12 protein-coding genes and 1 pseudogene are annotated in these 13,561 nt (G+C 59.9%); 6 read left to right on the forward strand and 7 right to left on the reverse strand.

Translation table 11 applies throughout. From position 1 onward, the window contains the following. Positions 1-132: 132 nt before the first annotated feature. From TX24_RS09280 to TX24_RS09300, 5 genes are all read right to left on the reverse strand, one after another. Positions 133-447: a DUF2388 domain-containing protein gene (locus TX24_RS09280; RefSeq protein ID WP_003176799.1), complete on the reverse strand. Its 315-nt coding sequence runs from the start codon at positions 445-447 to the stop codon at positions 133-135. Positions 448-515: 68 nt separating this feature from the next. Further along, positions 516-962, reverse strand: coding sequence for an NfeD family protein (locus TX24_RS09285; RefSeq protein WP_057710213.1), 447 nt, complete (start codon positions 960-962; stop codon positions 516-518). Between the two features lie 10 nt (positions 963-972). Continuing rightward, entirely contained in the window at positions 973-1,893 is a 921-nt protein-coding gene (locus tag TX24_RS09290; protein ID WP_003195285.1) for an SPFH domain-containing protein, read from the reverse strand. Between the two features lie 76 nt (positions 1,894-1,969). Next, entirely contained in the window at positions 1,970-3,664 is a 1,695-nt protein-coding gene (locus TX24_RS09295) for a GspE/PulE family protein (protein WP_057710214.1), read from the reverse strand. 81 nt (positions 3,665-3,745) lie between these two features. Beyond that, the gene (locus TX24_RS09300) at positions 3,746-4,084 is read right to left on the reverse strand and encodes a hypothetical protein (protein ID WP_034134021.1); all 339 of its coding nucleotides are present in this window, start codon (positions 4,082-4,084) and stop codon (positions 3,746-3,748) included. 127 nt (positions 4,085-4,211) lie between these two features. On the opposite strand from TX24_RS09300, the gene TX24_RS09305 reads away from it, so the two are divergent. Continuing rightward, entirely contained in the window at positions 4,212-4,682 is a 471-nt protein-coding gene (locus tag TX24_RS09305; protein ID WP_003195279.1) for an Lrp/AsnC family transcriptional regulator, read from the forward strand. A gap of 73 nt (positions 4,683-4,755) precedes the next feature. Here the strand turns inward: TX24_RS09305 and TX24_RS09310 are convergent, their stop codons facing one another. Beyond that, the gene (locus tag TX24_RS09310; RefSeq protein WP_034134019.1) at positions 4,756-6,123 is read right to left on the reverse strand and encodes a CYTH domain-containing protein; all 1,368 of its coding nucleotides are present in this window, start codon (positions 6,121-6,123) and stop codon (positions 4,756-4,758) included. Between the two features lie 158 nt (positions 6,124-6,281). Between TX24_RS09310 and argE the strand changes: the two genes are divergently transcribed. Then, positions 6,282-7,430, forward strand: a complete 1,149-nt coding sequence (argE, locus tag TX24_RS09315) for an acetylornithine deacetylase (protein WP_003195275.1) — start codon at positions 6,282-6,284, stop codon at positions 7,428-7,430. A gap of 133 nt (positions 7,431-7,563) precedes the next feature. Next, a complete protein-coding gene (gene argA / locus TX24_RS09320) occupies positions 7,564-8,862 on the forward strand; it encodes an amino-acid N-acetyltransferase (RefSeq protein WP_003195273.1) in 1,299 nt (432 codons plus the stop codon). A gap of 115 nt (positions 8,863-8,977) precedes the next feature. On the opposite strand, the gene tauA is transcribed toward argA, so the two are convergent. Beyond that, positions 8,978-9,964 carry a taurine ABC transporter substrate-binding protein gene (tauA, locus tag TX24_RS09325; protein ID WP_057710215.1) on the reverse strand — a complete coding sequence of 329 codons (987 nt, stop codon included), beginning with the start codon at positions 9,962-9,964 and terminating at the stop codon, positions 8,978-8,980. 370 nt (positions 9,965-10,334) lie between these two features. Between tauA and TX24_RS09330 the strand changes: the two are divergent. The 3 genes and pseudogenes from TX24_RS09330 (at position 10,335) to ssuE (ending at position 13,502) form a co-directional block, all read left to right on the forward strand. Further along, positions 10,335-11,677: pseudogene (locus TX24_RS09330) on the forward strand (OprD family porin). A gap of 274 nt (positions 11,678-11,951) precedes the next feature. Beyond that, entirely contained in the window at positions 11,952-12,590 is a 639-nt protein-coding gene (locus tag TX24_RS09335; protein WP_003195267.1) for a peroxiredoxin, read from the forward strand. 318 nt (positions 12,591-12,908) lie between these two features. Beyond that, entirely contained in the window at positions 12,909-13,502 is a 594-nt protein-coding gene (gene ssuE, locus TX24_RS09340) for an NADPH-dependent FMN reductase (protein WP_003195265.1), read from the forward strand. Positions 13,503-13,561 lie beyond the last annotated feature (59 nt).

Consider the following 13,561-nt stretch of genomic DNA (forward strand, 5'->3'; position numbering starts at 1 on the left):
TTAAAATAGACGTGTCAGTAGGGCATGGTTGCATGCTGAGACTGAATATAGCCTGTCATCCATGAACGATTCGTCATGCAGCAGGCAAAAAAATGCCGCTTGAGAAAGCGGCATTTTTTATGAGGACAGTTGTTACTCGGTTACAGCATTCTTCGCCAGGATGGCGTTAGCCAGTTCCATATCGGTGGCTTGAAGGCCAGGGTTATCGGCGCGGACCTTCTGCATGGCCGCTTCCAGGTACGGGCCGCGAATGCCGCCGTCGCTGGCGACGAAGCTGCCGGCGTCGTCTTGGGCGGCGACCACCAGCTTGTGGTCCTTGAACGTCAGGTAAGTCGAGCCAGTGGTGGCGCCCGACGAGATGACATTACGCCAGAAGCTATCGGCCATGGCTGAGCCGACAGGTAGGGAAAGCACAGCGAGGGTTGCGACAGCATATTTGAGACGCATGATGGGTGACTCCGGTGGGTTATCTGTACGTTTTGATTGTAGTTAAGCCGATCCAGTTCCATCACTGACTAAACAGTTTCAACCTTCAAAATCACCCCATCCTGGCCAACCACGCGGACTTGAGCGCCCACGGGGGCGTCGACACCGGTGACCATCCATACGCCATCGCCGACTTTGACCTTGCCGCGACCATCCACAATGGCTTGATGCACCACGAAAGTGCGCCCGACCAACTCTGAACCGCGCTCATTCAACCCCGGTTGATCGCTGGCCTTGGCACTCCTGCGTTGGCGTTTCCACCAGTACACGGCGGTCAGTATCGACAACACCGCAAACAGCAGCAGTTGCCATTCCAGCCCCAGCGGTGGGAACAGGAACTTGATCACGCCCACGGCTGCGGCGGCGATGCCCATCCAGAGCAGGTAGCCTCCGGCACCGAACACCTCGAGAATCAACAGCACGGTGCCCAGTGCCAACCAGTCCCAGAACGACAAATGCAGCAAAAAGTCCCACATGGTGTTGGCCTCAGCCTTTCTGGTTGCCGAAGGTTGCCTTGACGATTTCGCCGATACCGCCCACGGCGCCAATCACCTGGCTGGCTTCCAGCGGCATCAGGATGACCTTGCTGTTGTTGGCCGACGCCAGCTTGCCCAGGGCGTCGATGTATTTTTGCGCGACGAAGTAGTTCACCGCCTGCACATTGCCCGACGCAATGGCTTCGGACACCACTTGTGTCGCCCGCGCTTCGGCTTCGGCCTGGCGCTCGCGCGCCTCGGACTCCAGGAACGCGGCCTGACGGCTACCTTCGGCCTCGAGGATCTGCGCCTGCTTCTTGCCTTCCGCTGTCAGGATCGCCGACGCCCGCAGGCCCTCGGCTTCGAGGATCTGTGCACGCTTGATCCGCTCGGCTTTCATTTGGCCGGACATGGCGGCCATCAGGTCGGCGGGCGGGCTGATGTCCTTGATCTCGATACGGGTGATCTTGATGCCCCACGGCGCGGTAGCTTCATCCACGGTGCGCAGGAGTTTTTCGTTGATGCCGTCACGCTGGCTCAGCATGGCGTCCAGCTCCATGGAGCCGAGTACGGTGCGGATATTGGTCTGCAGCAGGTTGCGGATAGCATGTTCGAGGTTGTTGACCTCATAGGCGGCCTGGGCGGTGTTGACCACCTGGAAGAAGCACACGGCATCGATCTGCACGGTGGCATTGTCGGCGGTGATGACTTCTTGAGGCGGGATATCCAGCACGCTTTCCATCACGTTGATCTTGCGGCCGATACGGTCCATCACCGGGATGATGATATTCAGGCCAGGCTTGAGGGTGTTGGTGTAGCGGCCGAAACGCTCGACGGTCCATTGGTAGCCCTGGGGCACCACTTTGAACCCCATGAACAGGATGGCGATGGCCAAGCCCACGAAAAGAAGCAGTACGGTTCCGATCTGCATAGCGATTCCCTATCTGGAGGTGTCAGTGAACGACATTAGGCCGATTGTAACGGTCTGGTCACGGATAAAGACGGTTTCATGGCCCAACAAACAAAGGATTTGTTTCTGAATCCCCTGGCGTGACCCGCAACACCTCCGTCATCGTGGTCAGGCCGGCTTTCACTTTCTCGATGCCGGCCATGCGCAGGCTGCTCATGCCCTGCGCCAGTGCCCCACGGCGCAGGGCTTGTACGTCCGCACCCGCGGTGACCAGCGCCTGGAGGGCTGGGTCCATGAGCATGATTTCATACAGCCCGGCCCGGCCTCGATAACCGCTGTCACGGCATTGCGCACAGCCGACAGCATCAAAGCCGCCAGCGTCCTCCTGGCCCACGGGGCGCTTGCAGTGGCTGCACAGAACCCGCACCAAGCGCTGCGCCATCACGCCTATGAGCGTGGCTTTGATCAAATAGTGAGCAATGCCCAGTTCCTGCAGGCGGCTGATGGCGCTGGGCGCATCGTTGGTATGTAGGGTCGAGAGCACCAAGTGCCCCGTCAGCGCGGCCTGGATAGCCATCTCTGCGGTTTCCTGGTCGCGGATTTCGCCGATCATGATGATGTCCGGGTCCTGACGCAGCAGGGCGCGGATGCCGCTGGCGAACGTGAGGTCGATGTTGTGCTGGACCTGCATCTGGTTGAAGGCCGGCTCGACCATTTCAATCGGGTCTTCCACCGTGCACAGGTTGACCTCACGGGTCGCCAGTTGCCTGAGGGTGGTGTAGAGGGTGCTGGTCTTGCCTGAGCCGGTCGGGCCGGTGACGAGGATGATGCCGTGGGTGCGTTGCGTCATGGCGTGCCAGCGTTGCTGGTCGGCGTCGGACAAACCCAACTGGTCAAAGTCCTTGAGCAGCACCTGTGGGTCGAAAATTCGCATCACCAGTTTTTCGCCGAATGCCGTGGGCAGTGTGGAAAGCCGCAATTCCACTTCGACACCCGCAGGGTTCCTGGTTTTGACGCGGCCATCCTGGGGTTTGCGTTTTTCGGCCACGTTCATTCGCCCCAGGCTTTTCAGGCGGCTGACCACGGCCATGGTGACCTGCGGGGGAAATTGATAGACGTCATGCAGCAGCCCATCAATGCGAAAGCGCATCCGACCCTGGTCGCGGCAGGGCTCGATATGGATATCGCTGGCTCGTTGGCCAAAGGCGTATTGCAGCAGCCAGTCGACAATGTTGACGATATGCGCGTCGTTGGCATCCGGCTCCTTGTCACTGGCGCCGAGGCTGAGCAAGTCGACATTGCCAGGCGCCGTCATCTTTTGATCCGCGCCGCTGACGGACTTGGCCAAGCGGTAAAATTCGTTGATACAGCGTTGGATATCCTGGGGGTTGGCAACCACGCGCTTGATCGTGCGTTTGAGCACCTGGGACAGCCCGGCTTCCCAGGCGGTGATATGGGGTTGGGCACTGGCGACCGTTACGCTGCGGGCATCCACGGCGACTGCAAGAATGCCGTGGCGCTGGGCAAAGGCGTGGGACATCAAGGGCACCACGGCTGCCACATCGATCTTCAACGGGTCGATGTGCAGGTAAGGCTGGCCGACCTGCCGGGCCAGCCATTGGGTCAAGGTCTCCAGGCAAGGGCCCTGGGCTGCGATGCATTCCAGGGGGTGCTGGCTGGCGGGCGCTGGCACCACCTTTTGCGCCGCCTGCGCCGTGATCAGCCCTTGCTCGACCAACGCCGGCAACAATTGCTGCAGTTCCAAGGGGTGATCGTGAGCGGCGACGGGCATGCAGGTTTTCCTGGGCGGCTTGGGTGTAATCCCAGGCTAGCGAGCCGCTGAAGATCCTGCCTGCGCGTGTATTGCAGGTTTTTACTGCGCCATCGCCGCCAACGCTTGGGGCCGCTCGGAATCAGCCGACCACAGCTCCAGGGTGCAGACGCTGATCAGGTTTCGAATCTTTTCACCGATCACCTGGGCGCGGTGCCAGCTCAGGCCGGTCATCACGATATCGATGCTCAGTAGGTCGGCTTCCCGGTTCGCGCTGACCTGGGTGGGCGTGAGCAATTGCAGCGCGAAGTAGTTGAGCACCCGGCACAGCACGTCCGGTTCGGCCTCGGCGACGATGTGATAGTGCGCCCGGCAGTGGCTGCTATTGGCCGCCCACGCATCGACGCGGGTGGCAGGGTAGGCGGTTTCGACGGCGTGCATGCTGACTCTCCAAATTCGACTGGAGGAATTTTTACATTCGCCTCGGGAGATTTCTTATCTAAGATGAGCCTGTTTGGCGATAAATCGACTCAATCAATTCAAGATCAGCCTATTAACGGGTACGTTTATGCACAGTGAGTTGGACGCCTACGACCGCCGCATCCTGGCCTTGCTGCAAGAGGACGCCTCGCTCTCCAGCGCACAGATTGCCGAGCAGGTCGGCCTGTCGCAGTCGCCATGCTGGCGGCGCATTCAGCGGCTCAAGGAAGAGGGCGTGATCCGCGGCCAGGTCACCCTGCTGGACCGCAAGAAAATCGGGCTCAACACGCAGATTTTCGCCGAGGTCAAACTCAACGCCCACGGTCGCTCCAATTTCACTGAGTTCACCGAGGCGATTCGCGGTTTTCCGGAAGTGTTGGAGTGCTACGTGCTGATGGGAGCGGTGGATTTTCTGCTGCGTATCGTCACCTCGGATATCGAGGCGTACGAGCGGTTCTTCTTCGAGAAGTTGTCGATGGTGCCGGGCATCCAGGAGGTCAACTCGATTGTGGCGCTGTCGGAAATCAAGTCCACCACCAGCCTGCCAGTATTGCGCTGACAGGGAGGGCCTCATCGCGGGCAAGCCCGCTCCCACAGGAAATGTGGGAGCGGGCTTGCCCGCGATAGCGGTATTACAGGCGCAGAAGGGTCTTCCAGGCACGATTCTGATACACCGCAATCGCCTGGTGCATACGCGCATCCAGCGATTCATCGGTAATCGGCTGGTTGGCCAGGTGTGCCAGCTTGTTCAGCTCGCCGTACAAGCGGTCCAGTTCAGGAATGTCCACCACCTGGCGCGCATGGTGCAGCCAGGCCTGGATGCGTTCGATGCGCGGCAGTTGCTCGGCCAGGTCTTCCGGCTGTTGCTGGTAGCGCTGCAGTTGCAGGGCGACGGCGTCGTCGGCCAGCAGGCGTGGCAGCCAGTTGGTGATTTGCGCAGCGCCCTGGCGGTTGCCACGCACGTTACGTTCGGCTGTCCAGGTGCGAGCCAACAACCAGCGCGAGAGGTTGAGTGAGAACAGGCCCCACCGCACGTCTTGCAGCTCTTCGATGAACTGCTCTGGCGCGGCTTTGCGGATGTCTTCATCGTCGTCACCGGCCTGGACCAGCGGGCGCCAGTCTTCCAGCAACGCATCCAGGGCGCTGCGCAGTTCGCTGGTGGATTGGCGCGGCGCGGCCTGGCCGAGGCTGCCGATCAGGGCGCGCAATTCACCGAGGTTCTCGACCCAGTCTTGCAGCAGGCGCCAGTGGCCATTGAAGCGGTATTGCTCGGCCAGGCGCTGGCTGCTGCCCAGCAGGTACCACAGGATCGCGGCGAAGGCGTCGTCCAATGGCATTTCGGCGTGGATCTGTGGCGCCGGCAAGCTCAGGGAATAGCTACTGGCGTCATACAGGCGGTAGCCGCGTTCGGCCTTGCTGATGTCGCACGGCATCAGGGCCAGGGTCGCGGCCAGCTCGGCAGCCAATTCCAGCAGGGCAGCCGGTTCGCCTTCGCGCAATTCCAGCTCCAGTTCGCAGATTTCTTCTTTCTGCTTGCCGACCACCACGTGGCCCAGGTCCAGGGCGGCTTCGATCACCACCTTGGCCTTGCCACGGCCCCAAGCGATCTCGGCGCGTTCACGCACGAAGTCGGTGGTGAAGATCGGCTTGAGGGTCTTTTTGTCCAGCTCGGCCAGTTGCTCGGGCCAGCACTCGCCATCGAGTTTCTTCACGTCGAGCTTGGCTTTGGGCAGGTCCCAGTTGTATTCGTTGCGTTCCGACAAGCCGGCGACGCTTTGGCCGCGGGTCTTGAGGGTCTGGATGATGTCGTCACCGTCCTTGCGCAGGCGCAGGGCAACCTTGGCCTGGGCCAGGTCGCGCTCGGGGGTATCGAAGTACTGGTTCATCAACTCACGGCGTTCCCAGCCACTTTTGTTGCGTTTTTTCAGTAACGGGTGCTCACGCAGCGCGGCGAGTGTTTCGCGGCTGACGCGTAGCTTGATTTCGGTTTCTTTCTGCATGGCCGGAAAATCCAGGATCGGGAGCGCAGCCGGGGAAAAGTGTGGCTGCCAAGGTCGTGCAGTGTACAGGACTGAGCCCGGCAACGCGCCGCAACGGTTTATTGTGTTGCACAGATGCCTCTATAGTGAGGTTCATCCGGGAAGTTGGGAGACCGCGCATGCCGTTACCGTCCATGAAAGAGCAGTTCGCCGCCTTGATCGCCGCGCCGTCGGTGAGTTGCACCCAGGCGTCTCTCGACCAGAGCAACCGCCCGGTGATCGACCTGCTCGCCGCTTGGCTGGGCGATCTGGGCTTTGCCATCGATATCCAACACGTCAGCCCCGGCAAATTCAACCTGTTGGCCAGCTTCGGCAGCGGCCCCGGTGGCCTGGTGCTGGCGGGGCATAGCGATACCGTGCCGTATGACGCGGCGCTGTGGAAAACCGACCCGCTCAAGCTGACGGAAGTCGATGGCCGCTGGGTAGGGCTGGGCAGCTGTGACATGAAGGGTTTCTTCGCCCTGATCATCGAAGCGGTGTTGCCGCTGCTCGATCAACCCTTCAAGCAGCCGCTGTTGATTCTTGCCACTTGTGACGAGGAAAGCTCCATGTCCGGTGCCCGTGCGCTGGCCGAGGCGGGGCGCCCGCTGGGTCGCGCAGCGGTGATCGGCGAGCCGACCGGGCTCAAGCCGATCCGCCTGCACAAAGGCGTGATGATGGAGCGCATCGACATCCTCGGGCGCAGCGGCCACTCGTCGGACCCAAGCTTGGGCCACAGCGCGCTGGAAGCCATGCATGACGCTATTGGCGAGTTGCGCGGCCTGCGCCTGGCCTGGCAGCGCGAGTACCGCAACGCGCAATTCAGCGTGCCGCAGCCGACCATGAACTTCGGCTGCATTCACGGCGGCGACAACCCCAACCGCATCTGTGGCCAGTGCTCCCTGGAGTTCGACCTGCGACCCCTGCCGGGCATGGACCCCGAGGTGCTGCGCGCCGCGATTCGCCAGAAGCTCGAACCCGTGGCCGAGCGGCATAAGGTCAAGATCGACTACGCGCCGTTGTTCCCCGCAGTGCCACCCTTTGAGCAGCCCGAAGACGCCGAGTTGGTGCGGGTGGCGGAACGTTTGACCGGTCATCGTGCCGAAGCAGTAGCGTTCGGCACCGAAGCGCCTTATCTTCAGCGCCTCGGTTGCGAAACCCTGGTGCTCGGCCCTGGCGACATTGCCTGCGCCCACCAGCCGGGCGAATACCTTGAAATGTCACGCTTGACGCCTACAGTGCGTCTATTGCGGGAACTGATCGAACACTACTGCCTGAAACCTGCATAAATTAACCCCTGCCCATTCGTACATAAGGAGAGTGAGCGTGTCGCCAAGCCTGTTCCGACGATAACCATCAGCCGCTGTGCGCTTTCACGATTGATCCTTTATTTGGCTGCTTTTTATTACAGGCCCAGGTGTTATGCCCGAATACGTCAATTGGCTTCGTCACGCTTCGCCCTACATCAACGCCCACCGCGACTGCACCTTTGTGGTCATGCTGCCCGGCGATGGTGTGGACCACCCCAACTTCGGCAATATCGTCCACGACCTAGTGCTGCTTCACAGCCTGGGTGTGCGCCTGGTGCTGGTGCACGGCTCGCGCCCGCAAATCGAAACCCGCCTTGAAGCACGCGGCCTTACCCCGGCTTACCACGAAGGCTTGCGCATCACCGATGCCGCGACGCTGGAATGTGTGATCGACGCGGTGGGCCATCTGCGCATTGCCATTGAGGCGCGCTTGTCCATGGACATGGCGTCCTCGCCGATGCAGGGCTCGCGCCTGCGTGTGGCCAGCGGCAACCTGGTTACCGCGCGGCCAATCGGCGTGCTGGAAGGCGTGGACTACCACCACACCGGCGAAGTGCGCCGGGTCGATCGCAAGGGTATCAACCGCCTGTTGGACGAACGCTCCATCGTGCTGCTGTCGCCCCTGGGGTATTCGCCTACCGGCGAGATCTTCAACCTGGCCTGCGAAGACGTCGCCACCCGCGCCGCCATCGACCTGGGTGCCGACAAGTTGCTGCTGTTCGGCGCCGATCCCGGTCTGATCGATGAGAACGGCCGCCTGGTGCGTGAATTGCGCCCACAACAAGTGCCTGCGCACCTGCAACGCCTGGGCAGCAACTATCAAGCCGAACTGCTCGATGCCGCTGCTGAAGCCTGCCGCGGTGGAGTAGGGCGCAGCCATATCGTCAGTTACGCCGAAGATGGCGCCTTGCTCACTGAACTGTTCACCCGCGACGGCGGCGGTACGCTGGTGGCCCAGGAGCAATTCGAACTGGTGCGCGAAGCGGCGATTGAAGACGTCGGCGGTTTGCTGGATCTGATCAGCCCGCTGGAAGAGCAGGGCATTCTGGTGCGCCGCTCGCGGGAAGTGCTAGAGCGTGAGATCGAACAGTTCAGCGTGGTCGAGCGCGAAGGCATGATCATCGCCTGCGCAGCGCTGTATCAGATTGCGGATTCGGATGCGGGGGAGCTGGCGTGCCTGGCAGTGAACCCGGAGTACCGCCACGGCGCGCGCGGCGATGTGTTGCTCGAACGCATCCAGACCCGGGCGCGCGCCCAGGGCTTGAAAACCCTCTTTGTACTCACCACCCGTACGGCCCACTGGTTCCGCGAACGCGGCTTTGTGCCGAGCAGCGTAGACCGCCTGCCGTCGGCGCGGGCGTCGCTGTACAACTATCAGCGCAACTCCAAGATCTTCGAAAAGGCCCTGTAAAAGATTACTGCTCTGTGTGGGAGCTGGCTTGCCTGCGATAGCGGCGCCTCGGTTTATCTGAAGGACCGAGTTGCTGGCATCGCAGGCAAGCCAGCTCCCACACTGGACCGCGCTTTTATTCTGGGATGAATTTATCGGTCACGTAGGCCGAATAATCCGGCAGCACCGTCTCCACCTTCCCCTGTTCCTTCAAGAACTTCGCCGTCTCCCCAATCGCCTTCGCCGTGCCGCCCTTGAGCAGCGCAGCGGTTTGCTGTGCCTGCGCATCCGGAAACGTCGTACCAGCCAAGAGTTCCGGAATGTCGTCGGCATTTGAACCTGTCAATTTGGCAATTTTCTGAACTGGCTCGGAATCCACCGTCCAGCTGTCTTTGTGGGCGGCATAGTCGGCAAAGGCATCCAGGGTAACTTTGGCGAACTTGGCCACGACGTCAGGATGTTTTTGCGCAAAATCCTTGCGCGCCACCCACACCTCAAACGTCGGCGCGCCCCATTGGCCCACCTGCGCCGCGTCTGTCAGGGTTTTGCCGGTCTTGCGGATTTCGCCCAGGGCCGGCGACCACACGAAAGCCCCATCAATATCGCCGCGCTTCCAAGCGGCGGCGATTTCGGCTGGCTGCAAGTTCACCACTTTGACTTGCTGGGTGTTCAACCCCCAGTGTTTCAGCGCGCCGAGCAGGCTGTAATGGGAGGTCGAGACGAACGGGGTGGCGATGGTTTTGCCGATCAGGTCTTGAGGGTTGTCGATGCCACTGCCGTTGCGCACCACCAGGGCTTCAGAAGCGTTGATCTGTGCCGATACGATAAACGCCACAATCGGCAGGTTGCGCGACGCCGCCGCCGCAAGCGGGCTGGAGCCGAGGTTGCCGATTTGTACATCACCCGAAGCGATGGCCGTGACCACCTCTGGCCCGCTGTTGAAGCGGCGCCAGGCGATTTTTTCGCCGATGGCTTTTTCGTACAGGCCGTCGGCCTGGGGAACCTTGCTGGGATCGATGCCGGTCTGGTAGCCCACCGTCAGGTCGGCGGCGTTGACACCAAAAGAAAGTAATAGCGATACAAAAACTGTAACAAATTGACGGGAGGATGTGCGTTTGGCCATGATGGCGTCGCCTTTTTGATCGTGAGTGACGTATGCAACCGTACGACCACACTAATCGATCTAAAAAAGCACCAGTAAATACCCTTTAGGAATTAGCTTATGGAGCGGCGCGTCTATCCTGACCGGCCAGCTTCACGGAAAGTCTTATTCCTGGATCGTATGAAAAAGAATGAAATAATTCTTTTTGGGTGTATGAAAAACTCATTACCCTGCAGGGACCAAATCAACTGCGATTAGACGAAGGTAGTAGACACACAAGGTTACGATTGACTTGGTAGTCACTATCTGGCGCTAATCGCGCATCTGTGGATCGAGGGCGTCAGACCCGAGACCAAAGAAATACAAAAATTAGAAATGAGAGGAGCGGTACATGAAGAAGTCCACCTTGGCTGTGGCTGTAACGTTGGGCGCAATCGCCCAGCAAGCAGGCGCTGCCGGTTTCATCGAAGACAGCAAGGCCACACTGGGCCTGCGTAACTTCTACATCAACACCGATAACCGCGAAGGCACGGCCAACCCGAGCCGCAACGAAGAATGGGGCCAAGGCTTCGATCTGCGTTTCATCTCCGGTTACACCCAAGGCACTGTTGGCTTCGGTCTCGACGCTATCGGCCTGTTGGGCGTTCGCCTGGATTCGGGCGGCGGCACCAACGGCGCGACTGCCAGCTCCTACGGCGGCACCATCTTCCCGAGCAAGTCCAATGGCGAAGCCGTTGATAACTACTCGAGCCTGGGCCTGACCGCCAAGGCCAAGATCTCCCAGACCGAACTGAAGTTGGGTACCTTGCAGCCTAAGCTGCCGGTCATCGTCACCAACGATGGTCGTATGCTGCCGCAGACCTTCCAGGGTGGCCAGATCACCTCCAGCGACATCAAGGACCTGACCCTGGTTGCCGGCCAGATCGAAAAAGCCAAGGGCCGTAACTCCAGCAACAACGAAAGCCTGTCCATCTCCGGCGCCAACAGCCGTGGCGTGAACTGGCGTTCGAGCAACAAGTTCTACTACGCCGGTGGCGACTACAAGATCACCAAGGATCTGACCGCCCAGTACTACTACGGCACCTGGAAGATTTCTACAAGCAACACTTCCTGGGCCTGACCCACAACTGGGCTATCGGCCCTGGCGTGCTGAAGTCTGACCTGCGCTACTTCAACAGCTCCGACGATGGTAACAACGGCAACCAGTCCGCTTACTTCTCGACGGGCAACTACGGCGGCGTGAACTCCGGCCGTGGCAAAGTCGACAACAACCTGTACAGCGGCCTGTTCCTGTACTCGGTAGCCGGTCACACTTTTGGTGGCGGTTATCAGGTCAGCAACGGCAGCAGCGACTTCCCTTGGCTGAACCAGGGTGACGGCTCGTCGGCTTACATCACCACCGACATGCAGATCCAGAAGTTCGCCCGTGCCGGCGAGCGTACCTGGCAAGCTCGCTACTCCTACGACTTCGCCAAAGTCGGCGTACCTGGCCTGACCGCGGGTGTGGTTTACCTGAAGGGCGACCATATCGACACCGTCTCCAGCAACCGTACCGAGTTCACCGGCCAGTCCGAGTGGGAACGTGACATCACTGTTGCCTACGTTGTACCGGAAGGTCCGCTGAAGAACGTCGGCGTAGCGTGGAAAAACGCTATGTGGCGCAGCGACATCGCCAGCGCGCGTAACCAGGACGAAAACCGCTTGATCGTCAGCTACTCGATCCCGCTTTTGTAAGACTGTAAAACCTTGCCCGGCGCAATGCCGGGCAAGGTGTCTTGCTGTTCAAGTCGGGCTCAACCCCCGCAAGCCCTTCCTGAACCCCTCTTTTTTGCAGCGTCTCAAGGCCTTCTCGAACCTTGAAAGCGATGTTGGCCTCAGGCCGTTCCCAAGTCCAATGAACTGATTTTTAATATTCCTTTATCGTCTAGATAAATCGATATTTATTCTTTTTAAATCAGCAAAAATCCATGCACAGTGGGCTCCATAAGCACTCATCAGGAGCCATACCATGAGCCTAAGACTGGGCGACATCGCCCCCGACTTCGAACAGGATTCCAGCGCCGGCAAGATTCGTTTCCATGAATGGCTGGGCGACAGCTGGGGAGTGTTGTTTTCCCACCCGGCGGACTTCACGCCGGTGTGCACCACCGAACTGGGCTTCACCGCCAAGCTCAAGGATGAATTCGCCAAGCGTGGGGTCAAGGCCATCGCCCTGTCGGTAGACCCGGTGGACTCGCACCACAAGTGGATCGAAGACATCAACGAGACCCAGAACACTGTGGTCAACTTCCCGATCCTGGCCGACGCCGACCGCAAGGTCTCGGACCTCTACGACCTGATCCACCCGAATGCCAGCGATACCCTCACCGTGCGCTCCTTGTTTGTGATCGACCCGAACAAAAAGATCCGCCTGACCATCACCTATCCGGCCAGTACCGGGCGTAACTTCCATGAAATCCTGCGGGTGATCGATTCCCTGCAACTGACCGACAACCACAAGGTGGCGACGCCGGCCAACTGGCAGGATGGGGATGAAGTGGTGATCGTGCCGTCGCTAAAGGACGAGGAAGAGATCAAGAAACGCTTTCCCAAGGGCTATCGCGCGGTGAAGCCGTACCTGCGTCTTACCCCACAACCCAATCGTTAAGGCGAATATCGCCATCGCGGGCAAGCCCGGCTCCCACAGTTGACCGCATTCCCCTGTGGGAGCCGGGCTTGCCCGCGATGGTGGCCTCATGAACAGCAAAGGCATCAAGTTGCAAACCGTCTCACACAGCAGGGGTTTTCAGGCCGTTTCGACGGCCTTTTTTTTCGCCTGGCGATTGATTAAACACTTATGCATTTGTGGAATAAACAAATGAATAAATAAGATTTATAGATATATAAATCTGCTGATAAGGTCTATCCCATCTTGGCGCCATCGCCGCACAGCGAACCGCCGACACTTGCTCAAGGAATCTCCTGCATGCTGGTCGTAACACTTGGAGGCAGTCCCAGCCAGCGTTCCCGCTCTGGGGTCTTGCTGGATAAAACTCGTCAGTGGCTGCAACAGCAGGGCGTGGAAGTGGTGAGTTACCAGGTACGGGACTTCCCGGCTGAAGACTTGCTGCACGCACGCTTCGACAGCCCCAAGGTCATTGACCTGCTGCAACAAGTCGCCAATGCCGACGGCCTGGTGATCGCCACGCCGGTGTACAAGGCGTCGTTTTCCGGGGCGTTGAAGACCCTACTGGACCTGCTGCCGGAGCGTGCGTTGGCCCATAAGGTGGTGCTGCCGATGGCGACCGGCGGCAGCATCGCCCACATGCTGGCGGTGGACTACGCCCTGAAGCCGGTGCTGTCGGCGCTCAAGGCTCAGGAATTGCTCCACGGTATTTTTGCCGAAGACAGCCAGATCGCCTATGGCGAAGGCAGCGTACAGGCGCAGTTGGTGCCGGTACTCGAGCAACGTTTGCACGAAGCCCTGGAGCAGCTCTACAGCGCCATGGCGCGCCGGCCAAAACCGCTGGACCCTGACGTATTGAATGAACGTTTGTTGAGTGCTCGCTGGAGCATCTGAGCCTCACCCCGAAAAGCTGGAAACCCTCACCTTACTCAGCCGACAACGGCCAAGCAGGT

This window comes from Pseudomonas lactis, from assembly GCF_001439845.1.
Lineage (GTDB): Bacteria > Pseudomonadota > Gammaproteobacteria > Pseudomonadales > Pseudomonadaceae > Aquipseudomonas > Aquipseudomonas lactis.